The sequence below is a fragment of the Tenacibaculum xiamenense genome, from assembly GCF_964513065.1.
GTDB classification, from domain to species: Bacteria; Bacteroidota; Bacteroidia; order Flavobacteriales; family Flavobacteriaceae; genus Polaribacter; species Polaribacter xiamenense.
In genome coordinates, this window is the sequence record NZ_CAZEQU010000010.1 from 1 (window position 1) to 26645 (window position 26645).

27 protein-coding genes are annotated in these 26645 nt (G+C 31.8%); 5 read left to right on the forward strand and 22 right to left on the reverse strand.

Translation table 11 applies throughout. The annotated features are described in order from the left end of the window. Positions 1–173 precede the first annotated feature (173 nt). From ACKTTV_RS01960 to ACKTTV_RS02045, 18 genes are all read right to left on the reverse strand, one after another. Positions 174–800 carry a hypothetical protein gene (locus ACKTTV_RS01960; protein ID WP_408029125.1) on the reverse strand — a complete coding sequence of 209 codons (627 nt, stop codon included), beginning with the start codon at positions 798–800 and terminating at the stop codon, positions 174–176. Positions 801–821: 21 nt separating this feature from the next. Continuing rightward, entirely contained in the window at positions 822–1355 is a 534-nt protein-coding gene (locus tag ACKTTV_RS01965) for an OmpH family outer membrane protein (protein WP_408029126.1), read from the reverse strand. 1 nt (position 1356) lies between these two features. Beyond that, a complete protein-coding gene (locus ACKTTV_RS01970) occupies positions 1357–1851 on the reverse strand; it encodes a hypothetical protein (protein ID WP_408029127.1) in 495 nt (164 codons plus the stop codon). Continuing rightward, positions 1841–2377: a hypothetical protein gene (locus tag ACKTTV_RS01975; protein WP_408029128.1), complete on the reverse strand. Its 537-nt coding sequence runs from the start codon at positions 2375–2377 to the stop codon at positions 1841–1843. The genes ACKTTV_RS01970 and ACKTTV_RS01975 overlap by 11 nt, the downstream gene beginning before the upstream one ends. Beyond that, positions 2374–3519, reverse strand: a complete 1146-nt coding sequence (locus ACKTTV_RS01980; RefSeq protein ID WP_408029129.1) for a hypothetical protein — start codon at positions 3517–3519, stop codon at positions 2374–2376. The genes ACKTTV_RS01975 and ACKTTV_RS01980 overlap by 4 nt, the downstream gene beginning before the upstream one ends. Beyond that, positions 3519–5414, reverse strand: coding sequence for a type II and III secretion system protein (locus ACKTTV_RS01985; RefSeq protein WP_408029130.1), 1896 nt, complete (start codon positions 5412–5414; stop codon positions 3519–3521). Before ACKTTV_RS01985 ends, ACKTTV_RS01980 begins: the two co-directional genes overlap by 1 nt. Before the next feature lie 6 nt (positions 5415–5420). Next, entirely contained in the window at positions 5421–6800 is a 1380-nt protein-coding gene (locus ACKTTV_RS01990) for a GspE/PulE family protein (protein WP_408029131.1), read from the reverse strand. Between the two features lie 506 nt (positions 6801–7306). After that, entirely contained in the window at positions 7307–7717 is a 411-nt protein-coding gene (locus ACKTTV_RS01995; RefSeq protein WP_408029132.1) for a prepilin-type N-terminal cleavage/methylation domain-containing protein, read from the reverse strand. A gap of 50 nt (positions 7718–7767) precedes the next feature. Next, positions 7768–8889, reverse strand: a complete 1122-nt coding sequence (locus ACKTTV_RS02000; protein ID WP_408029133.1) for a type II secretion system F family protein — start codon at positions 8887–8889, stop codon at positions 7768–7770. After that, positions 8879–9370, reverse strand: a complete 492-nt coding sequence (locus ACKTTV_RS02005; protein WP_408029134.1) for a type II secretion system protein — start codon at positions 9368–9370, stop codon at positions 8879–8881. The genes ACKTTV_RS02000 and ACKTTV_RS02005 overlap by 11 nt, the downstream gene beginning before the upstream one ends. Beyond that, entirely contained in the window at positions 9357–9701 is a 345-nt protein-coding gene (locus tag ACKTTV_RS02010) for a hypothetical protein (RefSeq protein WP_408029135.1), read from the reverse strand. Before ACKTTV_RS02010 ends, ACKTTV_RS02005 begins: the two co-directional genes overlap by 14 nt. Then, the gene (locus ACKTTV_RS02015) at positions 9689–10900 is read right to left on the reverse strand and encodes a hypothetical protein (RefSeq protein ID WP_408029136.1); all 1212 of its coding nucleotides are present in this window, start codon (positions 10898–10900) and stop codon (positions 9689–9691) included. The genes ACKTTV_RS02010 and ACKTTV_RS02015 overlap by 13 nt, the downstream gene beginning before the upstream one ends. Next, entirely contained in the window at positions 10857–11537 is a 681-nt protein-coding gene (locus tag ACKTTV_RS02020) for a toxin-antitoxin system YwqK family antitoxin (RefSeq protein WP_408029137.1), read from the reverse strand. The genes ACKTTV_RS02015 and ACKTTV_RS02020 overlap by 44 nt, the downstream gene beginning before the upstream one ends. Before the next feature lie 101 nt (positions 11538–11638). Next, complete coding sequence (gene pyk, locus ACKTTV_RS02025; protein ID WP_408029138.1) at positions 11639–13066, reverse strand: pyruvate kinase; 1428 nt, start codon at positions 13064–13066, stop codon at positions 11639–11641. Between the two features lie 3 nt (positions 13067–13069). Next, a complete protein-coding gene (locus tag ACKTTV_RS02030) occupies positions 13070–13537 on the reverse strand; it encodes an IPExxxVDY family protein (RefSeq protein WP_408029139.1) in 468 nt (155 codons plus the stop codon). An 83-nt stretch (positions 13538–13620) separates the two neighbouring features. Further along, positions 13621–14358 (reverse strand): ribonuclease III, encoded by a 738-nt coding sequence (rnc, locus tag ACKTTV_RS02035; RefSeq protein WP_408029140.1) that lies wholly within the window; start codon positions 14356–14358, stop codon positions 13621–13623. Between the two features lie 6 nt (positions 14359–14364). Further along, the gene (fabF, locus tag ACKTTV_RS02040) at positions 14365–15615 is read right to left on the reverse strand and encodes a beta-ketoacyl-ACP synthase II (RefSeq protein WP_408029141.1); all 1251 of its coding nucleotides are present in this window, start codon (positions 15613–15615) and stop codon (positions 14365–14367) included. A gap of 24 nt (positions 15616–15639) precedes the next feature. Continuing rightward, on the reverse strand, positions 15640–15873 hold the full coding sequence (locus tag ACKTTV_RS02045) for an acyl carrier protein (protein ID WP_093671694.1): 234 nt from the start codon (positions 15871–15873) through the stop codon (positions 15640–15642). A gap of 180 nt (positions 15874–16053) precedes the next feature. Here ACKTTV_RS02045 and purN point away from each other — a divergent pair, with 180 nt between their 5' ends. Beyond that, positions 16054–16623: a phosphoribosylglycinamide formyltransferase gene (gene purN / locus ACKTTV_RS02050; protein WP_408029142.1), complete on the forward strand. Its 570-nt coding sequence runs from the start codon at positions 16054–16056 to the stop codon at positions 16621–16623. Further along, complete coding sequence (locus ACKTTV_RS02055) at positions 16616–17254, forward strand: ribonuclease H1 domain-containing protein (protein ID WP_408029143.1); 639 nt, start codon at positions 16616–16618, stop codon at positions 17252–17254. Before purN ends, ACKTTV_RS02055 begins: the two co-directional genes overlap by 8 nt. A 50-nt stretch (positions 17255–17304) precedes the next feature. Here ACKTTV_RS02055 and ACKTTV_RS02060 read toward each other — a convergent pair whose 3' ends face one another. After that, positions 17305–17649, reverse strand: a complete 345-nt coding sequence (locus tag ACKTTV_RS02060) for a toxin-antitoxin system YwqK family antitoxin (protein ID WP_408029144.1) — start codon at positions 17647–17649, stop codon at positions 17305–17307. A 157-nt stretch (positions 17650–17806) separates the two neighbouring features. On the opposite strand from ACKTTV_RS02060, the gene ACKTTV_RS02065 reads away from it, so the two are divergent. The 3 genes from ACKTTV_RS02065 to ACKTTV_RS02075 all read left to right on the forward strand — a co-directional run bounded on the left by ACKTTV_RS02065 (position 17807) and on the right by ACKTTV_RS02075 (position 19291). Further along, positions 17807–18007 (forward strand): dodecin family protein, encoded by a 201-nt coding sequence (locus tag ACKTTV_RS02065; protein ID WP_408029145.1) that lies wholly within the window; start codon positions 17807–17809, stop codon positions 18005–18007. A 58-nt stretch (positions 18008–18065) separates the two neighbouring features. Beyond that, positions 18066–18419 (forward strand): DUF1304 domain-containing protein, encoded by a 354-nt coding sequence (locus tag ACKTTV_RS02070; RefSeq protein ID WP_408029146.1) that lies wholly within the window; start codon positions 18066–18068, stop codon positions 18417–18419. A 65-nt stretch (positions 18420–18484) separates the two neighbouring features. Continuing rightward, complete coding sequence (locus ACKTTV_RS02075) at positions 18485–19291, forward strand: mechanosensitive ion channel family protein (RefSeq protein WP_408029147.1); 807 nt, start codon at positions 18485–18487, stop codon at positions 19289–19291. Positions 19292–19402: 111 nt separating this feature from the next. On the opposite strand, the gene ACKTTV_RS02080 is transcribed toward ACKTTV_RS02075, so the two are convergent. The 3 genes from ACKTTV_RS02080 to ACKTTV_RS02090 are packed head-to-tail and all read right to left on the reverse strand — an operon-like array spanning position 19403 to position 26600. After that, on the reverse strand, positions 19403–21460 hold the full coding sequence (locus ACKTTV_RS02080) for an OmpA family protein (RefSeq protein ID WP_408029148.1): 2058 nt from the start codon (positions 21458–21460) through the stop codon (positions 19403–19405). Between the two features lie 11 nt (positions 21461–21471). After that, positions 21472–22395, reverse strand: a complete 924-nt coding sequence (locus tag ACKTTV_RS02085) for a PorP/SprF family type IX secretion system membrane protein (RefSeq protein ID WP_408029149.1) — start codon at positions 22393–22395, stop codon at positions 21472–21474. Positions 22396–22433: 38 nt separating this feature from the next. Beyond that, positions 22434–26600 carry a DUF7507 domain-containing protein gene (locus ACKTTV_RS02090; RefSeq protein WP_408029150.1) on the reverse strand — a complete coding sequence of 1389 codons (4167 nt, stop codon included), beginning with the start codon at positions 26598–26600 and terminating at the stop codon, positions 22434–22436. Positions 26601–26645 lie beyond the last annotated feature (45 nt).

The window sequence follows — 26645 nt, forward strand, 5'->3', positions numbered from 1 at the left end:
CCTTAGTGGCTCTATTAGTCTTAGAAAATTTCATAATAAATTATTAGCTGTTTTTAAGCAATTTGTTAATATTCTTTTTTTACAATTTTAGAAGTAGGCTCCTAGCAATTAATTTCTATACAAAATTAGAATTTTATTAGTTGATAGCAAACACCAATTTCAAAAAAAATCAATTATTTCTTAAGTGAAAACTTTAATATCTGATTATCAAACACTTTTCCAAAATATACTAATTTCATTTTTTCTTGTTCTTGAGGGAACTTGAAATACAATAATAATCTTTTATAAGGTGTTACCTTAAAAGTTCTTTCAAAAAGAACTCCTGAAGCCGGAATGGTATCACCTTTGGTTGTAATAGCGTAAAAATCATTCTTTATGTTAAACGACAAATATTTCACTAGTTCTTCAACTTCTTTCGCCGACCTATTCTTAAACAAATCGTCTCCTTTATAATACTGAAAATCAAACTGGACTACCTCTTCCTTCTTCAACTTATTTAAGTAATTATCAAGAGAATCTGTCTTTTTCAAGTGCTTTTTGATATAGTACTCTTTTGGTAAAATTGAAGCGGAATAAAACATATTATTAATAAAAACCGTCTTTTTACTCCCTGAAAAACTCTCACCTAAAAAATTAAAGCTCTTTTTAGTGTCTTTGAAATTATCTTCATCATACAATTTAAAATCCGAAATACTAGAATTAGCATCTCCCTTTCCCACAGAATTATCTTCACTTTTGGACTGTTTTTCTGTTTTACAAGCAACTATTAAAATCACAAATAAATAAATTATCTTCTTCATTTTTTTACACTTTATAAAAAATTAATTTCCTTCGTACTTTGAATTAGCATACTCAATAAATTCATCCGTCACATTAAACTCTTCTTTTGAATACATAATATTACCTTGACCCTGTGCTCCTAAAACGACATCGTAATTACGCTCTTTTCCAAACTCCCTCACATATGTATTTAAACGTTCCCAAACTTTCTTATTGATTTCCATTTTAACCTGCGTTCTTAAATCCTGAATTTCAGCATCTCCAGAAACTACCAATCTCTTTAGCTTTATATACTCCTCCTCTTCTTTTTTAGATATTTTCTTTTGACCGTTTAGTTTCTCCTCAAACGTCTTTAGCTTATTCACTATACTATCAAATTTGACTAAAAATGGCTTGTATTTTTTCTCATTTATATCTCCCAACTCCTTAGTCATATTAAATTCATTATACAACTTTACATTATCAATATAAACAACCCTTTCCTTATTATTACTAGCTATAAAAAACATTATGGCTAAACCAATAAGTATAACACTATTTATTATACTCCAACTATTTCTTTTAATATGTTCCATTTTAACTTCCTTTTTTTATTGTTTTTATTTTCTTTTTTCCTTCAATTATTATTGAATCTTTAAATACTTTCTTAATTTTAATATCATTTAATATTCTTTCATTTTTTCCAACTTTTTTAAACTTACCATTTACTAAAAGTAAAATCTTTTTTCCACTATTTTCTTTTTGCAAAAAACCTAAATATTTAATACTTGGCCAAACATCATTAATAATTTTCTTTGTTATATTTTTCTCTTTAACAACATTGGGCTTAGCAACTTTTTCTTTTCTTTCTTTTTTGAACATATTTTGGTTCAAAAACGGGTCTCTATTTAATGGAATTATAGAAACTTCTTTTATTTTCCTCGGGCTGCTGACAATGGAATTGTGTTTGGTATAATCTCTAACAAATTGATTTTCTGAAGAACCTTTAAACCAATATTTATATATTACCAAAGCCCAAACAAGGACAACAATAAAAACTAACACTTTATTTGTTAAACTCTTATTCATCATGCTTAAAGTTTTGGAATAATAACTCCACAAACAACTCTTCGTTTTTTAATTTATAATTTCTTTTCTTAAAAAATTTTACATTATTCAGTTTTGATTTTCTAAAATCCTTTTCAATCTGATAGATTAAATCTATCAATGAATTATACGTTCCTTTAAGAGTAAACGAATTTGATATTATAGAATAATTTCCTACAAAATATGAATGAGTTGGTTTTATATCAGTTACCATTATATTATTCCTTGATTCTTTTGACGTAATAAATTCTAATATTTCCTGTTGAATCATATGTTCTTTGAAGTTTTCTTCTCCTAAATAGTTATCTAGATTGTAAATCTCATTTTGAACACTTAATATCGATTGTCGAATTCCCTCTTCATTTTTCTTTATGTTTTTATTCTTCAAATACCTATTTCCTTCACTGATAGTATTTTTAATAACCCTTTTATATCCTAGAAGTAAAACAAGAAAAAAAAGCACAAAAACTCCTATTTTCTTTTGCTTGTATGTAAACTTATCTTCCATCATCTATTCAACTGAATATTTAATTCAAACTTCACTTCTTGGTCCTTTCTCTGTGTATAGTTGATTATATCAATTTTAAATATTTTCTCTTTTTGAGTCAATACTTTTATCCAGTCATTAAATCCATTTTCATCAAAAGAACTTCCCTTAACAACAATTAAATTCCCATTAATATCAATTTTCTTATTTTTCTTTATTTTCTGTTTTATAGTAAATACTTCAAGTTCTGATAATACTACACTTCTAGGAATATCTTTTACTATCTCATTTGTCCAATAGCTAACTCCGTCTGAGTTCAAAAAACCTGAAATCCTTAATATTTCCTCTTTTTTAGTCTTTTCTTTATTTAACTTATTAAGAAGGTTTTCTTCCTGAATTAAATAATTCAATCTCGACTCTATTTTTTCGTTTTGACTAGCAAAAAACTTAGTGACTACAAAACTCAAAAAAATTATTATAAATATTACGATGAGGGCTATCTTACCATAAAATAGAAGTTCAGACTTATGAACACTTTCTGTTTTATTTTCAAATATTATCGAGTTTTCATAATTACTTATCAATTTATCCGAAGGATAGTAATGATTATAAACCGATGAAAGCGCTATGTTGATTTCTTTTTTTTCATCAAGATCAGTTCTAACCAACGAATCTGATATTTTCTCAACCTTAACACAGTCCTCATCATCAAAAACCAGGGATAAATAACTTGTTTTAAACTCTTTATCAAAAAAACTCTTTTTGTAAAAAAGCCCAATACTGAAACTTCCAATTTGAATATCAATTATAAAAAGTCCATTATCTAAGAAATTTTTCACAATTTTATCTACCTCCTCTTTTCTCGCAAGAGCGAGAAACTCTCTATCGTCACTACTAGAATATTTACTCGTATAAAACGAATTTAATGTTGACCGAAACAAATCTCCATTTCCAGTATAAAGAACTTTATCTCCATTAAATAATAATATAACACTCTTCTTTCTTGAAACCTCAATTACTCCATGAATCTTCCCAGAAACCAAGACTTCATCAATAACCCTTATTTTATCTCCTACTTTTTTTACTGAAGAGCATATAAACTTAAGTTCTGATCCGAGCAAAATGTTAACTACAACTAACTCTTGAATATGTTTAAAAAACTCCATTATTGATAAAATACAGTTGGTTTTATAAACATGTGTAATTTCTTCTTCGCCTTTTTCTTCTTCCTTCCACTAAAGAACCATTTGATAATTGGAATACGAGATAAAAAAGGTGTTCCTGTTCCTGAGTTACTCTTCTCTGCTTCATCCAAACCTCCTAATAAAATCATATCTCCATTTTTTACTCTGATGAATGATTCGAACTGCTGCGTACTTTTACTTGGTGGAGCTGTTTCTCCTACCCTTCCTGTAAAAGAACTCTTTTCTACTCTAACTTCTAAAGTTACACTTTCATCTTGAGATACGAATGGCTTTATTTTCAAGCTTAAGTTAGCTTCTGTTGGTTTCCATCTTCCTGACTGTAATATATTATCATTATTATTATTGTTTCCGTTTAATAATTGATTCGTCTGTTCGAAATAGTAGTCTGTAGCCCCAATTTTTAAAGATGCTTCATGCCCGTTAAGAGTTGCCACTTTAGGGGTTGATTCTAAATCTATTATAGCATTGTTTTCTAACGCCTTTAACTGCATAAAAAAACTAGAAGGTACTTTTCCTAAATTTACTATTCCAAATCCATTAAATGCATCAATGATTTTATTAATATTATTTGAGTTTAAGTGAACATCAGTAGTAGGGAATGCACTTGCCAAATTTGATGTCTGTTGATTTTTATCAAACCCAGCTTTTAACCCTGTCTGTATGTCATGTGATTTTTCATACTGAAAAATAATAACTTCAATTTGAACCACTGGTACACTTTTATCAATTTGAGTTAAGAATGCTCTCAATTCTGATATCGCCGAAAAATGTCCAGTAACTACTAGAGCATTTAATTCAATAAACTCCTTCACTTCTAACTCAGAAACTATTCTTTGAGGTATCGATTTTAAAACATTTTCAATTGTTCTATTTTTCATTTTAATAACCTCTGTCATCCTCATTCCCTCAGTCGTTTTGTTTCCAATTAAAAAATAATCTCCTTCTTTTTTAAACGTAAACTTAGTTCCTTTTAAAATATGCTCCAGTACATCTTTATAAGATGCATTTTTAATAGAAAATGATGCCCTGTCTCCGCCATTTAAATTAGAATATAAAAAATAGCTTTTTTTCATTTCCTTTGATAAGTTATAAATGACATCAATTATTGAAACTTCATTAGCTAATATATTAACCGTTCCATCGGAATTCGTTTCTATTAACAAATTGTCTGTTGCCCTTTGCAGGTTTACTACCTTTCCTCTCTTTTTAACAGCAGGTTTAATTTCCTTAGGCTTCTTGGTAATGAAGTAATAGCCTTCTTTATTTTTTGCGATATGAAGATTATTTGATTTCGCTATCATTTCTAAAGCAAAATCGATTTCCTTATCCATCACAAAAGCACTAACAATTTCATTTTTAATTTCTGGGCTTAAGACAATATTTTCTTTTGTTTTGTTCGTAATTAATCTAGCAACTGTAAAAAGAGAATCTCTGTTTAAATTTAATGAAAGAAGTTTTTCATTTTTTTTATACGATATGTCTATTTTCTTTTGAAGTGTTTTTTTTACTTCTTTCTTCCTTTTTTCTACAACTATAATTTTACCAAGAATCTGTACATCTAAGTTATATTTTCTAACGAGAAAAGAAAAAACATCTTTGACTTTAACATCGTGGAAATTATTTATTATTCTTTGATTCAAAGATTTATCAACACTTACATTTAACTGATGGTCATTGCTTAATGCAGTTATAAAGTCATATAAGGAAATTTGCGATACGTTAATTTGAACCAAATTATTCAACCCTTTTTCGGTAAGAGATAATTTCTCTAGTTTTTCATTTATATTTCCTGATTCCTGTCCAATCATTAGATTAAACACGAAACAGAATATTACAAAACTTAATATTTTTTTCATTTCTTTTTAAATAGCATTAATTAAAATTGGATATACTTCACTAGGAGTAGTTTCTCCTTTCATCACCAAATCAAAAGCTTTATCAGCTAATGTTTTTATATTTCTCTTTTTCAAAATTCTACTGAAATTATTAGTTTCCTTACTAATTTCATTTGCTAAGTCATTATCTACAATTACAATTTCATAAATAGCTCTTCTACCACTATAACCAGTGTAGTGGCATTCTTTACAGCCAACTTCCTTAAAATATGATTCTGTCACTTCTAAAGAACTATAAGTGCTTGGAAAATCACTTTTATTAAACTTCACTTTCTTTTTACAACTACATAATTTTCTTACTAGCCTTTGAGCAAGTGTTACATTTATTGTTTCGGATAACAAAAATGGTGAAATACCCATATCTACTAACCTCGAAATTGTTCCCAAAGCAGAGTTCGTATGAATTGTTGATAAGACTAAATGCCCTGTTAAAGACGCTCTAATTGCCATTGAAGAAGTCTCTTTATCTCTTATTTCACCAAGCATTATAATATCAGGATCTTGCCTTAGAAAAGATCTTAATGCACTTGAAAAGGTAAGTCCGATATCTTCATTTAATTGCATTTGATTTACTCCATTCAAAACGTATTCTATTGGGTCCTCAATGGTCATTATATTCTTTTCTACACTATTCAACATTTTAAGCGTAGCGTAAAGTGTAGTTGTTTTACCAGAACCTGTTGGTCCACTAATTAAAACAATTCCATTGCTTTTTTTTACTGCTTCCAGATAACTTTTTAGTTCATCTTCCTCAAAACCCAGCATGTTTAAATCTAAGGAATCCGCACTCTTACCTAGAACCCTCATCACTATTTTCTCTCCAAATTGCGTGGGTATTACTGAAACCCTTATATCATAGCCACCTAGCTTAGTTCTTCCATCCTGAGGCAATCTCTTCTCTGTAATATCAAGGTTCGACTTAATTTTGATAATATTAACAAACTCAAGATATATTTCTTTTTCAATAGTTCTTTTTTGTATTAAAACTCCATCTAAACGATACCTAACTCTTGTATAGTCTTCATAAATTTCGAAATGAATATCACTACTTTTTAAAGAAATGGCCTCTTCAATAATTTCACCCAATAAATCTGACTGTACTTCTTTCTTTCTTTCTTTTTTCTCATTATTATCGGTATTTCGAAACCTTTGAGTTAGCTCTCTTTCGGCTTCGAATGAACTTACCTTTCTAAGAATTACTTCCTTTCCAAAAATTATTTCAAGTTCAACCTTTAACTCATCTTTGAACTTTGCCTCGTCAATAAGTAACTCAATACTTTCATCGTTTTCACTTATTGGTACAACTCTGTAATACCAAGCTAGTTCTTTAGTTAAAATATTTTCCATAGCACTAAAATATTATATTAACATATAAGCTTCTTCCCGAAACCTGAGTAAATAAGATCAATATTACTAGATAGAAAGCCATATATCCAGCTAATGGAATTGTTTCTCTTTTATCTATTCTAAACTTTACGAAAAGATGAATTATAAGAGAAATTAATAACCCAGTAATAAAAAAAAGCACATAATTATAAAAACTAAAGAGGGGGATAATTACCAGAAAAAAAAGTATATCTCCTTCCGCCAAATTATTGATTTTTAAAAAATTACCTGCAAAATCCTTTTCTTTAATAATTAAATAAGCTTTAATACATAGAAGGTTTATCAAAAGAAAAACAAAGCTAAAAGCTAGATTCTTAAAAATTCCATTTTTAAGAATAAATATGACAAAACCAGTTATGACTACTGCTCCAAAATAAAAGATATTAACCAATCTGAATTTAAAATCCTCCCAAAATATTAGCCCTAAAAAAAGAACTAATAATACATTTAGTAATAAAAGCATTTTATTAGTCTTTTACAACTTCTTTTAAATTTCTGTCTTGATCAATTTGCCATTCATTAAAGACGCCATCTCCATCAAAATCTGCCAATGCCCTAGCTCTTGCTATGAAACCTGAATTCGATGCTTCTTGAATTGTTATTACATAAACTGCCTGACCATTACTTTCAATTGTTTTTTCTTGAACAAAACCAATATCATCTAAGTTTGAAGTGTATTTGGAATATCTATAAAAATAATTCTTTTGTAAGCCATGTAGATGTGCTAACATATTTTGCGCTTCCAATGATTTGGCTTGAGATACAACTGACGTTTGATTTGGCATTACTAGCAGTATTATAATTCCAATAATAGCCAGAACAACAAGAATTTCACTAAGTGAATAGGCTTTTACGTATTTTTTGTTTTCTTTTTTCATATTCATTAAAATTTAAGGCTTCATAAGCTATTTATTTGCAAATATAGAAATTAATTTGAATTTAATATTTTACTTAAATCAAACATTGGGAGATACATGGCTATTAAAATAACCCCAACTAAACTTCCTATTACTATTATTATTACTGGTTCAATAATAACTCCAATTCTTTTAGATTTGGTTTCTACCTCTTCAGAATAAAGAGATGCCAAATAGTTGAACATATCCTCTAATTCATTAACTTCTTCTGAAATTTTTATCATAGAAACCATCCTATTATCAAAAAAGGTATGTTTTTTTAAACTATCGGTCAAACTCCTCCCCTTAACAATGTCTTTCTTTATATTATCAATGGATGATTCAATAGGGTAAAAAGTTATCATTTCTTTTATAAAGGTTAACGACTCTACTATAGACACATTGGCTCCAAGCAGTAGTGCCAGAGCATTGCAAAACCTTGATAAATAAATAGATTTTACCATAGACCCTATAAATGGGATTTTTAAAATAACACGAGACGTTATACTTCTGAATCTATTTGTGTCTTTAAATTTGAAGTAGAATAAAAAAGTAATTACCAAAAAAACGACTATTAATAGCAGGAAAAATGAAAAATTATCGGATATATATATAATTTTCTTTGTTAATTCAGGTAAATCGCTATTAAATTGCCTAAATACTTTCTGAAACATTGGCACTACATTTCTTAACATAAATACAAGTACACCAATGGTTATTGCTATTACAAAAGCAGGATAGGTTAACACAGTTTTAATTTGGCTCTTTAATTTGTTCTTTTTCTCAAAATAAAGCTCTAACTCCTCAAGTACCTTGGGTAATGTTTTAGTTTGTTCTCCTATGGATAAGCTATTAATTTCAAATGGGGTAAAAAACTTTACCTGATTCATGGCGAAAACTAAAGTTTTCCCTTTCAACAATTCCTCTTTGATTTTTTTAAGACCTGAAACTAATTTTTTATTCTTGTATTGCGAAATTAATAATGTAAAAGCTTCTTCCAAAGTTACTCCAGACTTTAGCATAACCTTTAACTCTCTATACATTATCATCTTCAACTTATCATTAACCTTAAAATCTAAGGAAAAACTAAGCCCTTGATTCTTTTTGGGCTTATTTACTTTTTTTCTTCTGTAATGTTTTACATCAATTTCCATTAGCAAAGTATAGATTAGTTAATATATCCGATGAATACTCTTTTGAAAAATGTAATCCCAAATCTCTTCCTAAGAAATCTAACCTAAGTGAAAGTTTTTTAAGCACCTTTAATTTATCATAATCAATAAAAGAAGGGGTTGTTTTTTTCACTTTAATTTCAAAAGTATCTATAACACTACTTTTCTTCAACCTTCTTGTTATGTATGAATCTCCAAAACTATAAATTAGAGTTTGGTTATTTCTTATACATTTGAGTTCGTTAAAGTTCAATATTAAATAATCTGATTTATAAACATCTCTTTTAAGAGTGTTTTTGAACATCGACACTTCTGTAACTTCAATTTCATTTTTATTAAAAGCTAAATATCTCTGAGATAGCATCGAAAAAAGCACATATAAAATACTTACTATAATACTTGTGATAACCATTGTAATTAATAATTCAAGTATTGTATATCCTTTTAGTTTATTCTTTTTCATTTATGATTAGATATTTTTTATCTAAAATTTCCTTTCCATTATAATCTGCAACAATATTCAGTAACAACAACTCTTGGCTCTTCTCTTTCAAGTTAGTTACAATAACCGTATTATTAAAACTAAACTCTTTTCTACCCAAATAAATAGCTGGATTTTGTTCAACCTCAATTTTTATCGAATCGATTCTAGCAATTACTTCTATTTCAACAACTCTACTATGAAACGAACCAAACAAATTTGAAAACATCATCATGGAAATAACAATCGCTATAGAAACCAAAGCCAAAGAGAGAATACTTTCCGCTAAGGATGATGCCTTTACTTTATACATTTTATAACTTTATAAGTACTTTTCTTTTTCTCAAATAGGTTTAAGTGACAAGCAAAGGAAGGTAAATTAAATATTTGTAAATCTAATGCTGCATTTTCATACTCCGACTCATTAGTTCTAAAGCATAAATCATTTGCCATAACTTCTCCATACATTTGTCCATGAACCATTAAATTCCCCATACAAAATATGTCTCCCATTATTTTGGTATTTTTATTTATGGTTACCTCAACTTTATTTTGATCAGAAACTGCAACAACAGCTCCTAAAACCAAGCTTTTATCTTCTATAAGAATTTCTCCTTCTTTCTTACCTTTTAAATACAAAACAGAGGGAAATTCCAACATAACATTTTCTTCTAATTTTATACTCTTAGTTGCCAATAATTGAATATTTCCAGTAAAACCACCTTCAATAAGAACTTCTGGCGCAATAATAATTACATCTCTTAATTTTGCACTTCTTTTAATTATAAGTTTTTGCTGTGATTCTATGATAACATTACCATTAATCTTTATATTTTCTAATACACCTTTTTCAATACTGATTTTTTTAGTTGGAGAAAAAAAACTGTTAGAGTACTCCATGTTAAAATCAAACAGATCAATAGGTTCAACATTTTTTTCAATAAAAAAATCTTCAACTTTAGGTAAATGATCTGAAGATTTATTTATCTCCCCTTTAATAGTTATATCATTTATTTTTTGTGGGATATATAATTCTCCAAAAGTACTCATTGGAAAATAGGCGTCTCCCTCTATGATTGTTTTCCCTCCTAACTTTAATTGTTTACTATTATTTGGAATATATAATGATATGTTTTTACTTCTTCTTTCTCCTAAAAATAATGTTTCTTTGAGTGTATCATTTTTTACCCAAGTCTTAAAATGAACTTTATCGATTAGACCCCATTTACTTTTCCTTACAACAACATTCTTCATCCCATCAAGTTCACCGAAAGTGCTTTGAAAAATATTTTCATTTCCAAAATTAGAACTACAAAAATTACGTATAGATTTCGCATTATCAATTAGTGAATCTTGACTTTCAAGTTCATTGGTTATTTTATAGAAATAGCTTACCATTAAAACTATTGAAGACAAAACAATTCCAACCAATAATAACGTAATTATCACATAGGGTAATGATTTCGCACTAACTTTTCTTTTCTCTGAAAGTATCCCAAAACGTTTCAACATGTTCCTCTACTATAGTGTCTTTATTGTATCTCTTCCTAGTCTTTTTTAAATAATCAATCCATATTCCTGATTTCATATTTCTTTTGTACTTACCCTTTCTAAGCAAATTACCTTGACTATCGTACTCTTTATAAGTTCCGTCTAAAAGATTCTTTGACCAATTAGCTTTTATTAAAACTCCATTCTTAACACTTATCCAAACACCCGTCTTTTGCCCTCTTCTAAAACTCCCTTTAGATAAAATTTCCTGGTTTTCATCATACAACTCAAACTCACCTTCTTTCCGACCTTTTTCCCAATTCGTAATACTGAGTATATTACCAGAGTTATCCCATTCCTTCCATTCTCCATTTTTCATCCCAAAGAAAAAAGACCCTTCTTCTATATTTCTTTTAGAATTATTCAAACTTTTCCTATAATGACCATTAAGTAATTTACCATTAAAACCATAGTAGGTCGATTGTATTCTCTCGAGAGCATACCAATAAAGCTTAATATCTTTTTCCAACTTCACCTTTGAACTCTTGTTTGTAATCGAAAATTCATAAGTAAAATTGGCATCACTATACCTCCTTTTTGTACTGTCCGACATAATAAAAGACAACACAGCTATATAAAACAATACTGAAAACTTCATAACAACTTGTAGTTTAAAGTACAAAGTAACAATTTTTTTTAAAAACTAAAAAACCTCTTCAAAATAATGAAGAGGTTTTGCAAATATATTGTCTTTGCTTTTTAGTCTATTTGTGAAACTCTTAAGGTATTTACCATACCTTTTGCTTCAACTGGCATTGAAGAAAGATTTATAATAAAATCTCCTGTTTTTACATATCCTTTTTCTTTAGATATTTCATTTATATCTTCAACAGTATCATCAGTACTTAGCTCTCTATCGTAATAATATGCTCTTACACCCCAAAGTAAATTTAACTTACCTAAGATTCTTTTTTCAGAAGAAAACGCTAAAACATGTGCCTTTGGTCTCCATGCCGATATTTGAAAGGCAGTATATCCACTATTTGTTAAAGTAGATATTGCAGAAGCTTTAATATCATCAGCCATTAACGCTGCGTGATGGCAAACCGATTTAGTTATGAAACGATTTGTTCTAATATGTGGTGCTTCTTGAGGTACTTTAATAAGATCTGAAAACTCAACACTTCCAATAATCTCAGTCATCTTCTTAATTACTCTAACTGGGTGTTTCCCTACTGAAGTTTCTCCCGAAAGCATCACTGCATCTGCTCCATCCATAATAGAGTTCGCTACATCATTTACTTCGGCTCTAGTTGGTACCGAATTCTCTATCATCGTCTCCATCATTTGTGTAGCAATAATAACTGGAATTCTAGCTTGTTTTGCTCTTTGAACTAAACTCTTCTGAATTAAAGGCACATCTTGCATAGGTACTTCAACACCTAAATCACCTCTAGCTACCATTAATCCGTCACAATAAGGGATTAAGGCATCAATATTTTCAACGGCCTCTGGTTTTTCTATTTTTGCAATTACAGGTACTCTGTAGCGAGATTTCTGCTTAATTAAATCTCTCAACATTCTTAAATCTTCAGGCGTTCTCACGAAAGAAAGCGCTACCCAATCAACTTCTTGCTCTAATGCAAAAACAACATCCTTTTTATCTTTCTCTGTTAATGCAGGAAGTGAAATATCAGTATTCGGTAGATTTACTCCTTTTTTCGATTTTAAAGGACCTCCTACAACTACTTTAGTCACTACATTTTTATCTTTGTCTGTAGAAACAACTTCAAACATTAACTTTCCATCATCTACCAAAATATTCTCTCCTGCTTTTACATCTTTAGGAAAGTTTTGATAGGTCATAAAAGCTTTTTCTTTACTTCCCTTACACTCTTCTGTTGTAAACACGAACGTATCACCTTCCTTTAGCACAACACCATCTTCCATAACTCCAACGCGTAATTTTGGACCTTGTAAGTCAGCCAAAATTGCAACATTGAACCCTCTCTCTTCATTTATTTCTCTAATTTGTTGAACACGTTCTTTCACGATGTCATAATCGGCATGTGAAAAATTAATTCTAAAAACATTTACCCCTTCTTCTGCCATTCTTTCCAAAACTTCTTTGGTACTTGTGGCAGGTCCTAGTGTGGCAACTATTTTCGTCTTTTTATTATGTGGCATATGCTAAAAAATTAAAAAATCCTTAGATTTTAATGAGTCTATATCTATTTCGTATGACGTTAACACTTGAGGTAGTTCTTTCAATTTTACCACCAAGTCCGATAAATAATCTGAATTAACGTCCCCTTCTATTTTAATAAAATAATCAACTTTTTTCTTTTCCGGAACTAAGTAATCTACCGTATAACTTTCCGTAAATAAACTTACTCCATTGGTAGTTGATTTATTCTTAAAAGTATTGTTAATCAGAAAGAAATCATATTCTGCATTGGAATACTCATATACAGAAAATGATGCTTTCACATCATTTTTATTATTCTTGTCTAAATTAAAATTACTCTTTTTAAATGTACAACTTAACTGTCGGTTTAATAGATAAGCTAACTTGTAATCCCCTAAAGTTGTATGTATTGCTACTAACGAATACTCACAAGATGAAAAATCATTAAAGTCTAACTCATAAATCGTCATAAACAACGTTAAGTTTTTTGCTAAGTTAATGAATGTCGTTAAAATTTAATATGAAAATAACGAAAAGGTTTTCGAGAATAACGTTAAGAATTGGACATTTTATCCTGCATTGCGAAATAAACTCTTTTCGCTGCAATCTCTTCTGCTTTCTTCTTTGATGTAGCTCTTCCCTTGGCTACCATAACTCCATCAATGCTTACACGAACACTAAAATGCTTCTTATCTTGATTACCAGTATCTTCATAAGAGTCGAATTTATACTTCTTCTTATTCTTTTGACACCATTCAATAATGAAACCTTTATAACTCGAAATCTTACCTTCTAATCGTTCAATATCCACATAAGGTAAAATTACCTGTTCATAAATAAACTGATGACAGTAATTATATCCTCTATCCAGGTAAATAGCCCCTATTAAGGCTTCAAAAATATTTCCATGAATATTCTCACTTATCTGATTGTTGACAATATTGCTTTTTACAAATTTTAAGAGATCTAAGTCCTTCCCAAGAGCGTTCAAATGCTCACGGCTAACAACTTTAGATCTCATTTGTGTTAAATATCCTTCATCTCCTTCAGGAACCTTCTTATATAAATAAGAGGCTATTACTGAACCCAAAATGGCATCTCCTAAAAACTCCAATCGTTCGTAGTTAATAGGATTTCCTTTACTATCAATTAACTTTAAGGATCTATGTGTAAACGCCTTTTTATAATGCGTTAATTTTATAGGCTTAAAATTTAATAGCTCCTTTAGTTCGTAGTAAAAGTTTTCATCCTCTTTATTCTGGGGCTTAACTATTCTACGAAGGAAATTCATATAAATTTAATCTAGTTTTTTGAAAGCAACACAAGCATTATGACCTCCAAAACCAAAAGTATTACTCATGGCCACTTTTATCTCTCTCTTTTGAGCCTTATTAAGTGTTAAGTTAAGGTCTGGATTAATATTCTCGTCAACCGTAGAGTGATTAATTGTTGGTGGAACAATTCCGTGTTCCATGGCAAGTATTGAAGCTATTGCTTCAATTGCTCCTGCTGCACCTAACAAGTGACCAGTCATTGACTTTGTAGAATTTATATTAATTGTTTTGGCATGCTCTCCGAATACTTCAGAGATCGCTTTTAACTCTGCCACATCTCCTAATGGAGTTGAAGTTCCGTGAGTATTAATATGATCAACGTCTTCTGGTTTTAATCCAGCATTTTCAAGACAGTTTTTCATAACAGCTATAACTCCTACTCCTTCTGGATGTGGAGCTGTCATATGGTGAGCGTCAGAAGACAATCCTCCTCCTACTACCTCAGCATATATTTTAGCACCTCTTGCTTTAGCATGTTCATATTCTTCAAGTACAATTGCACCTGCTCCTTCTCCTAAAACAAATCCATCACGTTCCGCATCAAAAGGTCTTGATGCGCTTTCTGGACTATCATTTCTAGTTGATAAAGCATGCATTGCATTGAATCCTCCCATACCAGCAATTGTAACCGCTGCCTCACTACCACCAGTTACTACTACGTCACAGTGACCTAGTCTGATGTAATTTAATGCATCAATCATTGCATTAGCCGATGATGCACACGCTGATACTGTTGTATAATTTGGTCCCATGAAGCCATTCTTAATAGAGATGTTTCCTGGAGCAATATCAGCAATCATTTTTGGGATAAAAAATGGGTTGAATTTAGGAGTACCATCTCCCTTAGAGTAATTTAGAACTTCATCTTGGAAAGTTTCTAAACCACCAATTCCTGCACCCCATATTACACCCACTCTTAATTTGTTAACCTCATCTAAGTTAAGCTTTGCATCAGCGATTGCCTCATCAGAAGCGACCATAGCATATTGCGTGAATCTATCCATTCTACGCGACTCTTTTCTATGGATGAAGTCGTTTACATTGAAGTCTTTAAGTTCACATGCAAAACGAGTCTTGAACTTGGCAGCATCAAAATATGTTATAGGTGCTGCTCCGCTAACTCCGTTAACCAAGCTATTCCAATACTCATTTTTATTGTTTCCTATAGGCGTTAATGCGCCAAGTCCAGTTACTACAACTCGCTTTAATTGCATATAATTCTTATTTTTTGCTTCTTATTATTTAGTGCCTTCAATATAGCTAATCGCTTGTCCAACGGTAGCAATGTTTTCAGCTTGATCATCTGGAATTTGAATATCAAATTCTTTTTCGAATTCCATTATTAACTCAACAGTATCTAATGAGTCAGCTCCTAAATCGTTTGTGAAGCTTGCTTCATTTGTTACCTCGCTATCGTCTACTCCTAACTTGTCAACGATAATCGCTTTTACTCTTGATGAAATGTCTGACATAATTTTATAAGTTTTAAAATTTAAAATCGGGGCAAAAATACAAATCTTAAGTTTTAATTCTAATTTTTCCTCAAAAATGTGATGTCTAAAATAAAAAAAATACTTGAATCTTTTGTCTCAGAGCCCTTCAATCTTAATAATTATTCTTTTTTTTGCACTAACAACACAATCAAAAAAAACATGAAACGTATAGTGATTTTTGCTTCAGGTTCAGGAAGTAATGCCGAAAATATCATTAATTATTTTAAAAATTCGAACGATATTTCAGTAACTCATGTTCTTTCGAACAACAAGAACGCAAAAGTTTTTGATCGATGTGAACGTTTGAATATTGAAGCTTCATTATTCGACAAAGAGAGCTTTACAAAGGAAGAAACCGTGCTAAATTTTTTACTAGTAGAGGCTGATTTCATAATTCTTGCTGGTTTTTTATGGCGAATTCCAGCGGCAATTGTCGATGCTTTTCCTAACAAGATTATTAATATTCATCCTGCATTATTACCAAAATATGGAGGGAAAGGAATGTATGGAATGAACGTCCATAAAGCGGTTAAAGAGAATAATGAGAAAGAAACGGGTATTACCATACATTATGTGAATGAAAATTATGATGAAGGAGCTATTATTTTTCAGGCAAAAACAGAGATAACTCCCGAAGACACTCCTGAAAGTATTGCTAGTAAAGTACATACTTTAGAGTATGAACATTTTCCTAAAGTTATTGAAAACGTCATTTTAAATAATGAGTAAAAAAAAGAAATACTATGTAGTTTGGAGAGGTAAAAAAACAGGTGTTTTTACCTCATGGGCAGAATGTAAAAAACAAATTGATGGTTTTGAAGGAGCTCAGTATAAATCTTTTGTAGATAAAAAAGAGGCAGAAGAAGCTCTGAAAAGGTCTTATAATGACTATAAGGGAGTTAATACGAAGGTAAAAACCTTAACAAAAGCTGAAAAGGAAAAGTATGGCTCTCCCATTTTACAAAGTATTTCAGTAGACGCCGCCTGTGCAGGTAATCCTGGTATTATGGAGTATCGAGGTGTTTTAACTCATAATAAGAAGCAAATATTCATAAAAGGGCCTTTTAAAAATGGGACTAATAATATTGGTGAATTTTTAGCTTTAGTTCATGGAATTGCCTTCTTAAAAGGTAAAAAAATGGAGAATCTCCCCATTTATTCGGACTCAAAGATCGCTATGAGCTGGATTAAGCAAAAAAAATGTAAAACTAATGTAACCTTCGATAGTTCTAATAAAGAGCTCTTAGAGTTAATAAAAAGAGCTGAAAACTGGCTTCAAAATAACTCTTTTAAGAATCCTATTCTAAAATGGGAAACAAAAGCTTGGGGTGAAATTCCTGCCGACTTTGGAAGAAAATAAAAAAACCGGGTAATTAACTTACTCGGTTTTTAAATATATTTAATTAGATATTACTTAATAGCAATCTTGGTTTCTTCTCTCCAAGTTTGAACACTTGCTATTGTATGATCTTTATAGTCAATTTCTCTTAAGCCTTCTTTATGCCACATGAACCACTTTCCAGTTTTTTTACCGTTGGTGTAATGAGCGATAGCGGTTTTGTTTCCTTTTTTATCGAAAGTAATCCAAGTTCCTTCAAGCTTTTTATTTTTAAAGAAACCTTGCTCTTTTACAGTTCCGTCTTTATAAAAATATGTAGCTTTTACTAAATCACCTGCTTTTTCGTATTTCGGTTCTACTTGAGCTTGCACAGCAACAAAGCATAACATACAAGCTAAAACAATTATTTTTTTCATATCTAACATTTTAATCATTAACATTGTTATTACAAACATAACACTTATTTTACACATAAGCAACATTTTGGTAACATTAATTTAACATTAGATTTTCAACTATTCTTTATGCCATTTTACTATATTTACTGTTATTCAACCATTTAAACAAAAAATCATGGCAGTAATGAAAGTTATCGAAATCTTAGCTAACTCTGACAAGAGCTGGGAAGATGCAACAAAGAAAGCAATTAAACACGCCTCGAAATCCGTTAAAAACATCAAATCGGCATTTGTTCAATCACAAAGCGTGGTGGTAAATGACGATGAGGTATCAGAATTTAGAGTTAACTTAAAAATTACTTTTGAAGTAGTTTAATTGTAAAATATCATTTATTTATTATGCGATTTCTTAAGAAATCGCATATTTTTATGGTATGAATTTACTCCAGAACTCCTTCGTAGCTATTTTAGCTCTTATACACATTTACATACTAATATTAGAAATGTTCTTATGGACGAAACCAAAAGGAAGAAAAGCTTTTGGTATTAGAGATGAACAGTTTGCTGAAGACACCAAAACCTTAGCTGCTAATCAGGGATTGTATAACGGCTTTCTCGCCGCTGGTTTTATTTGGGCTTTGATTTCACAAAAAACTGATGTTGCTTTGTTTTTTGCGGCCTGTGTTTTTGTTGCGGGACTTTACGGAGCCTATTCAACTGGTAAAAAAAAGATTTTATATATTCAATCTGTACCAGCACTTATCACAATTATTCTTTTAATATTATAAACTAGCTTGGTAAACCATTACTACTTCAATTCAATATTAACTATTTAAAAATTATAATTAAAAAAATGGAACAGTACATTGAAAAGACAAAGGAACTGTTGATGGATTACGCTCCGAAAGTTGTAACAGCTTTAGCTATTTTACTCGTAGGATTATTTCTTATTAAAATAGTTGTTAAAGGTGTTAAGAAAGTAATGCAGAAACAAAATGTTGATATTACTTTACAGAAATTTCTAGGCGACTTATTGGGATGGGCTTTAAAAGCTTTATTATTTGTAACAGTAATTTCAAAACTTGGTGTAGCCACAACATCGTTTGCTGCCATTATTGGTGCCGCTGGTTTAGCCATTGGTTTGGCTCTACAAGGTTCGTTATCAAATTTTGCAGGCGGAACTTTGATAATGATCTTTAAGCCTTTTAAAACTGGAGACCTTATAGAAGCTCAAGGTGTTACAGGTGTTGTGAAGGAAATTCAAATATTTACTACTCATGTTAACACTCCAGATAATAAACTGGCTATTATTCCAAATGGAGCTTTATCTAACGGAAATATAATTAACTATACCAAAGAAGGAAAGCTTCGTATTGATTTAACCTTTGGGGTTTCTTACGATGCCGACATTAAGCAAACAAAAGAGATACTAATGGAAGTATTGACTTCTAATGATAAAGTATTATCAGATCCTGCTCCTACAGTAAATGTCTCAGAGCTTGCGGATAGCTCAGTTAACTTTGCAGTTAGACCATGGGTTGATGTTGCACATTATTGGGATGTTTATTTTGAAACTACCGAAAACGTAAAAATCGCATTAGACAAGGCAGGTATTGAAATTCCTTACCCACACGCAGTTGAAATTCAGAAAAAAGAATAGCGACCTATAACATAACCATTATAAATTAAGAAAGTCGTTTGATAAACAAAACAAACGACTTTCAAACATAATGGGGGCTCTATTGACCCAAGTTATAATTGTTACTGAGAATTATTTATTCTCTCTTAGTTTCTTAATTTTAGCTCTTCGATCTTGAATTTCTTTCATTGCTTTCAATCTTTCCTTTTCAGCCCTTTCTTCCATGGCCTCCTTACCTTGAACAATAATGAAATAAGATCTTCTATTTAACTGATGTTCTTCTTTTGAACACTTTCTCTGATTTGCATCATTACAGTCATTTAAGAGCTTAGATTCTCCAAACCCTTGTGCACTTACTATTCTTGCTCTGTCTATACCTCTTTCAATAAGATATTCTCTTGTAGAAGCTGCTCTATTTTGAGAAAGTCTCAAGTTATAGGCCGCTTTACCCCAACTATCAGTATGCGATTCTATTCTAATTACTAATTCAGGATGATTTGCCATTATTCTGTAAAGCTTCTCAAGTTCATACTTTGCATCATCACGAATATCATATTTGTCTAGATCAAAATAAATTGGTTTTAAATCAATACGATCACCTACAATCAACTTATCAAGAGTCATATCAAAGTTACTAATTTCTTTAGAAGATAACTCAATATTTCTTTTTGAAGGCTCATAGTCAAACTTTTTAGCACTTATTGAGTATTTAGAATCACATGGTACTTTCTCTAAACTGTACATTCCTTCTGAATCAGATAATACTTCTTCTATTATTTCACCTTTTTCATTTAATAATGATACTGTTGCATAAGAAACCTTTGAATCCGTTTTTGAATCAACAACATGACCACTTATTCCATTAGTACAAGGTGGTGGTACAGAATAAATAAAGAAACTATAAATATCATCGCTTCCTTTACCGTTATCTCTGTTTGAAGAGAAAAAACCATATTTACCTTCATCATTGATAAAAAAGGCAAAGTCATCTCTATTACTATTCAATGGTTCTCCTAAATTGATCACTTTTTCGTCCTCTACATTATCGCCTAATTTCGTTTGAAAAATATCCAATAACCCTAAACCAGTATGCCCATCAGATGAAAAATACAAAGTCCCGTCCTTTCCTACAAATGGAAATTCTTCTCTTCCTCTGGTATTGATTCTATCTCCTAAATTTTTAGGAACTCCATAGTTATCTTCAGCATAAATTTCTACCATGTATAAATCAGTCATACCAAAACCTCCAGGCATATCAGAGGTAAAATATAAAGCTTTCTCATCAGAACTTAAAACTGGATGTCCTACTGAGTAGTCATCACTATTAAAAGGAAGTTCTACAACATTAGTCCAAACACCATTAATCAAAGATGCCTTGAAAACTTTAAGGTTTACTATCTTCTTTTTATCTTTTCTAACTCTTTTACCATCAAAGTTATTTCTAGTAAAATACATGGTTTTCCCATCCTTAGTAAAAATAGGTTTTCCTTCATGATATTCTGTGGTAACAGGAGCGCTAATCATCTTAGCTTCATCCAATACCAAAACAGTATCTTTTTTGCTCCAATCTAAAGGTTGAACTTTAGTTTTCGCCTTATATATATTCAAGAACGGTTGATTGTTCCAATCATATATTTTCTGTTTCATATTTGTATTCAAAGCAGATGAGGTAAAATAAGCGTTTCCATCCAAAATAAACCCTCCATAATCTGAATACTCAGAGTTTATTGCCAAATTACTTACGCTAATTCGTTCTTCTTTCATTTTAGAATGTTCTAAAATATATTCTGAACTTTCCATTCCGCTTTTTACAATACTTTCAGGTAACGATTTTAATGATTTTAATATCGAATCTGATTTTTTGTACTTTCCTGTACTTCTCAACACCTGTGCATATTTAAACAAATACGCATCAGACAATTCTCCTTTATATTTCTCTACCAGTTTACTATACCAAACTTCAGCCTCTTTCACATCGGCATTATTATAATACGAATCGGCTAGTCTCGAAAGCACATGCTTTGAGTCATCACCTTTTTCATTGTAAATATCTTTGTACAATTCAGCTGAACGTACGTAAGAAAACTCTTCGAAATATCTATCTGCTACTCTTTTACTTTGCGCGTAAGAATTAATACTAATACACATGCAAAGAATAAGTAACTTTTTTAAATGTAATTTTATTCTCATGACTAGTTTAATTAGAAAAATCTCGGAGACCTATACTTTAACTCTTTAAAAATATCATAACGTATCATCACCTCATGCGTTCCAGAGTTTGTGACATTATAATTTGTTGTTGTAAGGTCGTACGCATACCCTATCAAGAAAGAATCACTAACTTGAAATCCTAATAATACACTGATGGAATCATCCCATCTCCATGCAATACCTGTTCTAAATTTTTCATTAAACATTACCGTCGCAGAAATATCCAACGAAACAGGAGCTCCTGCTACCGCTTTTAACAATGTTGCAGGTTTTAACTTAATGCTCTCTGTTAAATCAAATACATAACCTCCAATAAAGTAGAAGTGCATTCTTTCTACTGCTGTCGTTTGAAGCGACTGAAGGTTTCCATCGTAATGTTCAGATTTTAAGAAATTAGGTACAGATAAACCAACATACCATTTTGGTTCATGGTAATAAACTCCTGCTCCAACAGTTGGTAAAAACCTACCACTAATGTTATTAGCAAAAATTGGTTCATTTTCATCAACTTGACCTTTAGACCAGTCAATATTTAAAATTCTACCACCTAATCTTAATCCGAACGATAAGTTTCCTTGATGTCCAGTTTCTATACTATAAGAACCATTTGCATCGAAATAAAATTCATCTGATGGCCCTATTTTATCATTTAATAAATTTATCCCCAGCCCTAGCCCTGAATAACCTAAAGGTGTATCAAAACTTAAATTTTGGGTATCTGGAGCGCCGTTAAAGCCTACCCACTGAGCTCTACCAAGGGCAGTAATCACTGCATGGCCTCGTGAACCAGCATAAGCAGGGTTCACACTCATTGTATTGAACATATATTGGGTGTAATGAGGATCCTGTTGAGCTGTTAACTCAACAAGACCTATTACTGTAAGAAAAAAATATATTCTTATTATTCTCTTCATGTTTTCACTCTATTTGAAAAATTTTATACCTAGGTAGACTATCGGTTAAGATATAGCCACCCTTTTAACACATCACTTCCGTTACCTAAATCGATCATATAAAAATATGTTCCTGTTGGTAACTCTTCATCAACTCTTACATTTGCTCTACCTTGGGATTTTCCTGTGAATGAAATTGTATTATTATTATATCCTTCAACTCTAAATACAAGGTTACCCCATCTGTTAAATATTTCAACTGTGTTATTTGGGTAATTTGTAATACAATCGATTTTAAAGTACTCATTAACACCATCTCCATTTGGACTAAACTCGTTATAAATATGTAAACAAGTATTTAAAATTAGGTAAGTGGCATCATCTGTTGGATCATTACCAATATCTGGGCCATCAACCGTTAAAGGATCTGTTATTGTATTTCCAAACTCATCTGTTCCAGCATCAGAAGTCACACTTACATCATCCGTTCCATCTGGGCTATCTCCTGTAGCTGTTGCAATATTGCTATAACTTCCATTATCAAGATTCAACTGTGTTACCGCATATTGAGCCGTTACTGTAGCAGATTCTCCTGGCGCTAAACTAGCTATTGGGTTTCCAGAAGTAATCGTTGCTCCTAAATCAGTTACTTCAATATTAGAAAGTGTAGTCTGTCCTGTATTTGTAACAACTAACTCATAAGTAATCATTGAACCAACATCGTAAGGACCAATTGAAGTTACACTCTTAATTAAGGTCATACTTGAATTGTTTCCAGAACCACTATCTAAATTAATATCTGTAGCATCATTTGTTGGATCTGTATCAGCATCTGGACCATCAACATTCAATGGATCTGAAATTGGATTTCCATCTTCGTCAGTTCCGGCATCTGAACCTACCGTTACATCATCAGTTCCACTTGGGCTATCACCTGTTGCGGTTGCTGAGTTGCTATAGGTTCCACTTGCAATATCTGACTCAGTTAACGTATAGCTAGCAAATACAGTTGCAGAAGCTCCTGGTTCTAAACTAGCAATAGGGTTTCCTGACGTGATTGTTGCTCCTGGGTCTGTTACCTCAATATTTGTTAACGTTACTGTTCCAGTGTTTGTAACAACTAATTCATAAGTTAATACATCTCCTGCTTCCTCATAAGGACCAGTAGAAGTTACACTCTTGATCAAAGTCATTGAACCAGATAGGTTTAATACAGTATCATCATTTGTTGGATCTGTATCTGTATCTGGACCATCAACATTTAATGGATCAGAAATTTCATCTCCATTTTCATCAGTTCCAGCATCAGACTCTACCGTCACATCATCGGTTCCAGTAGTACTATCTCCAGTTGCTGTTGCCGAGTTACTATAACTTCCATTATCAAGATCTGATTGGGTTAATGTATAAGCCGCAGTTACTGTTGCTGACGCTCCTGGTACCAAACTAGCTATTGGGTTTCCAGAAATAATTGTAGCTCCCGGATCTGTTACTTCAATATTACTTAAGGTTAATGTACCTGTATTAGTTACTACTAACTCATATGTAATTGTTGATCCAGCCGAATATGGTCCACTAGAAGTTACACTCTTTATTAAAGTCATACTTGAAGTTTGACCTTCTGTTAAATCAATATCCGTAGCATCATTCGTTGGATCTGTATCAGCATCTGGACCATCAACGGTTAATGGATCCGTAATTTCGTCTCCATTTTCATCTGTTCCTGCATCTGATGTCACACCAACGTTATCAGTTCCTCCTGAAACATCTCCAGTTGCTGTAGCTGTATTTGTATAATTACCATTATCAAGATCTGATTGGGTAATTGTATAACTTGCCATTACTGTAGCAGATGTTCCTGGTGCTAAACTAGCAATTGGATTTCCTGATGTAATTGTTGCTCCTGAATCAGTTACTTCAATATTTGTAATTGTTGTAGCTCCAGTATTTGTTACTACCAACTCATATGTAATTGTATCACCAACTGAGTATGGACCACTTGAGGTCACACTCTTAATCATAGTCATTGATCCAGATAAGTTAATCACTGTATCATCATTTGTTGGATCCGTATCAGCATCTGGACCATCAACAGTTAATGGATCTGTAATCTCATTTCCATTCTCATCCGTTCCTGCATCTGACTCTACAGTTACATCATCAGTTCCGCTAGGACTGTCACCTGTTGCTATTGCAGAGTTGCTATAACTACCATTATCAATATCCGACTGAGTTAATGTATAGCTCGCTGTTACGGTAGCTGATTCTCCTACAGCTAAACTCGCTATTGGATTTCCAGATGTAATTGTTGCTCCTGGATCGGTTACCTCAATATTCGTCAATGTAACACCTCCCGTATTGGTAACTACTAACTCATAAGTTAACGTTGAACCAGCTGTATAAGGACCATTAGATGTTACACTTTTTATCATAGTCATACTAGGGTCATTCCCTTCAGTAAGATTAAGATTCGTTGCATCGTTTGTTGGATCTGTATCAGCATCTGGACCATCAACAGTTAATGGGTCAGTAATTTCATTTCCATTCTCATCCGTTCCTGCATCTGATGTTACTCCTACATTATCTGTTCCTCCTGAAACATCTCCTGTAGCCGTAGCCGTATTACTATAGCTTCCAGTATCAATATCAGCTTGCGTCAATGTATAGCTCGCTGTTACTGTAGCTGATTCTCCCGCTGCTAAGCTAGCAATTGGATTTCCAGACGTAATTGTTGCTCCTGGATCAGTTACTTCAATATTTGTAATTGTTACAGAACCCGTATTGGTAACTACTAACTCATATGTTATGGTACTACCAACGTCATATGGTCCTGATGAAGTTACACTCTTTATCAATGTCATAGAACCTGATAAGTTAGTAACAGTATCATCGTTTGTTGGATCTGTATCAGCATCTGGACCATCAACGGTTAATGGATCAGTAATTTCATTTCCATTTTCATCCGTTCCTGCATCCGATTCTTCAGTAACATCATCTGTTCCTGTAGTACTATCTCCAGTTGCTGTAGCAGAGTTGCTGTAGCTACCACTATCAATATCTGTTTGAGTTAATGTATAACTCGCCATTACTGTAGCCGATGCTCCTGGTGCTAAACTAGCTATTGGATTTCCAGATGTAATTGTTGCTCCTGGATCAGCCACTTCAATATTACTTAAAGTAACCGTACCTGTATTTGTTACTACTAATTCATAAGTTAACATAGAACCCGCAGTATATGGACCACTAGAAGTAACACTCTTAATTAAGGTCATACTTGGATTTTGCCCACTAGATAAATCGATATCAGTTGAATCATTTGTAGGATCAGTATCCGCATCTGGACCGTCAACAGTTAATGGATCAGTAATCTCATTTCCGTTTTCATCGGTTCCCGCATCTGATGTTGATACTACATCATCTGTTCCAAAAGGACTATCTCCTGTTACGGTAGCTGTATTACTATAAGTACCGTTATCAATATCTGCCTGAGTTAATGTATAACTTGCTGTAACAGTTGCCGATTCTCCTGGAGATAAACTCGCAATAGGATTCCCAGATGTAATTGTTGCTCCTGGGTCAGTTACTTCAATATTAGTTATTTCTTCATTTCCTGAATTTGTAACCTCTATTTCATAATTGATTACAGTACCTACAGAAAAATCCGATGGTAAATTTACGACAGACTTAATAGCATCTAAAGAAGCTCCTGATGTATAGGTAAAGAAGCTAGTATTTCCTGATGCATTAGTAGTTGTTCCTAATGCCGCAATATTACCGTTAAACCCGTTTCTACTTTCTCCTTGAGAAGAGTTTTGGGTAACAATAATTGGAAAACTAATTTCTTCAAATAGATCAGCAGGAAGATCTGCTTTTTGGGTAAATTTTAGAATTCTCGTACCTGATGCATAGGTAACATCAAATAACGACAACACGTCCACATCGTTAGACGTTCCAGTAATTAGAGAAATATCATCATTTTTTAATGCGATATAATCTCCTAAGTCAATAGTTACTGTAACGTTAGGCTGACCTCCAAATACGAATGCATCAACATTTGCCCCTGAGGTTTCCTGAATTTTAAAACTTGCTATTCCTTCTCCTGAATTCTCAACGGTTCCCAATGGTGCAGGTGTAATAAAACCATCCTGCAAACTAACAGATTGAGAAAAACCAATCTGAGAACACATTAATAATAGAAAAGTGCATAACTTAACTATCCCCCTCATATATTCATTATGTTTATTTTTTTTATCCCCTTACTTAAATAAAAC

What these genes read in the sequence shown, in the direction of transcription:
- ACKTTV_RS01960 (WP_408029125.1), bottom strand. Translation starts at nt 800, where the DNA reads ATGAAGAAGATAATTTATTTATTTGTGATTTTAATAGTTGCTTGTAAA.
- ACKTTV_RS01965 (WP_408029126.1), bottom strand. Translation starts at nt 1,355, where the DNA reads ATGGAACATATTAAAAGAAATAGTTGGAGTATAATAAATAGTGTTATA.
- ACKTTV_RS01970 (WP_408029127.1), bottom strand. Translation starts at nt 1,851, where the DNA reads ATGATGAATAAGAGTTTAACAAATAAAGTGTTAGTTTTTATTGTTGTC.
- ACKTTV_RS01975 (WP_408029128.1), bottom strand. Translation starts at nt 2,377, where the DNA reads ATGATGGAAGATAAGTTTACATACAAGCAAAAGAAAATAGGAGTTTTT.
- ACKTTV_RS01980 (WP_408029129.1), bottom strand. Translation starts at nt 3,519, where the DNA reads ATGGAGTTTTTTAAACATATTCAAGAGTTAGTTGTAGTTAACATTTTG.
- ACKTTV_RS01985 (WP_408029130.1), bottom strand. Translation starts at nt 5,414, where the DNA reads ATGAAAAAAATATTAAGTTTTGTAATATTCTGTTTCGTGTTTAATCTA.
- ACKTTV_RS01990 (WP_408029131.1), bottom strand. Translation starts at nt 6,800, where the DNA reads ATGGAAAATATTTTAACTAAAGAACTAGCTTGGTATTACAGAGTTGTA.
- ACKTTV_RS01995 (WP_408029132.1), bottom strand. Translation starts at nt 7,717, where the DNA reads ATGAAAAAAGAAAACAAAAAATACGTAAAAGCCTATTCACTTAGTGAA.
- ACKTTV_RS02000 (WP_408029133.1), bottom strand. Translation starts at nt 8,889, where the DNA reads ATGGAAATTGATGTAAAACATTACAGAAGAAAAAAAGTAAATAAGCCC.
- ACKTTV_RS02005 (WP_408029134.1), bottom strand. Translation starts at nt 9,370, where the DNA reads ATGAAAAAGAATAAACTAAAAGGATATACAATACTTGAATTATTAATT.
- ACKTTV_RS02010 (WP_408029135.1), bottom strand. Translation starts at nt 9,701, where the DNA reads ATGTATAAAGTAAAGGCATCATCCTTAGCGGAAAGTATTCTCTCTTTG.
- ACKTTV_RS02015 (WP_408029136.1), bottom strand. Translation starts at nt 10,900, where the DNA reads ATGTTGAAACGTTTTGGGATACTTTCAGAGAAAAGAAAAGTTAGTGCG.
- ACKTTV_RS02020 (WP_408029137.1), bottom strand. Translation starts at nt 11,537, where the DNA reads ATGAAGTTTTCAGTATTGTTTTATATAGCTGTGTTGTCTTTTATTATG.
- pyk (WP_408029138.1), bottom strand. Translation starts at nt 13,066, where the DNA reads ATGCCACATAATAAAAAGACGAAAATAGTTGCCACACTAGGACCTGCC.
- ACKTTV_RS02030 (WP_408029139.1), bottom strand. Translation starts at nt 13,537, where the DNA reads ATGACGATTTATGAGTTAGACTTTAATGATTTTTCATCTTGTGAGTAT.
- rnc (WP_408029140.1), bottom strand. Translation starts at nt 14,358, where the DNA reads ATGAATTTCCTTCGTAGAATAGTTAAGCCCCAGAATAAAGAGGATGAA.
- fabF (WP_408029141.1), bottom strand. Translation starts at nt 15,615, where the DNA reads ATGCAATTAAAGCGAGTTGTAGTAACTGGACTTGGCGCATTAACGCCT.
- ACKTTV_RS02045 (WP_093671694.1), bottom strand. Translation starts at nt 15,873, where the DNA reads ATGTCAGACATTTCATCAAGAGTAAAAGCGATTATCGTTGACAAGTTA.
- purN (WP_408029142.1), top strand. Translation starts at nt 16,054, where the DNA reads ATGAAACGTATAGTGATTTTTGCTTCAGGTTCAGGAAGTAATGCCGAA.
- ACKTTV_RS02055 (WP_408029143.1), top strand. Translation starts at nt 16,616, where the DNA reads ATGAGTAAAAAAAAGAAATACTATGTAGTTTGGAGAGGTAAAAAAACA.
- ACKTTV_RS02060 (WP_408029144.1), bottom strand. Translation starts at nt 17,649, where the DNA reads ATGAAAAAAATAATTGTTTTAGCTTGTATGTTATGCTTTGTTGCTGTG.
- ACKTTV_RS02065 (WP_408029145.1), top strand. Translation starts at nt 17,807, where the DNA reads ATGGCAGTAATGAAAGTTATCGAAATCTTAGCTAACTCTGACAAGAGC.
- ACKTTV_RS02070 (WP_408029146.1), top strand. Translation starts at nt 18,066, where the DNA reads ATGAATTTACTCCAGAACTCCTTCGTAGCTATTTTAGCTCTTATACAC.
- ACKTTV_RS02075 (WP_408029147.1), top strand. Translation starts at nt 18,485, where the DNA reads ATGGAACAGTACATTGAAAAGACAAAGGAACTGTTGATGGATTACGCT.
- ACKTTV_RS02080 (WP_408029148.1), bottom strand. Translation starts at nt 21,460, where the DNA reads ATGAGAATAAAATTACATTTAAAAAAGTTACTTATTCTTTGCATGTGT.
- ACKTTV_RS02085 (WP_408029149.1), bottom strand. Translation starts at nt 22,395, where the DNA reads ATGAAGAGAATAATAAGAATATATTTTTTTCTTACAGTAATAGGTCTT.
- ACKTTV_RS02090 (WP_408029150.1), bottom strand. Translation starts at nt 26,600, where the DNA reads ATGAGGGGGATAGTTAAGTTATGCACTTTTCTATTATTAATGTGTTCT.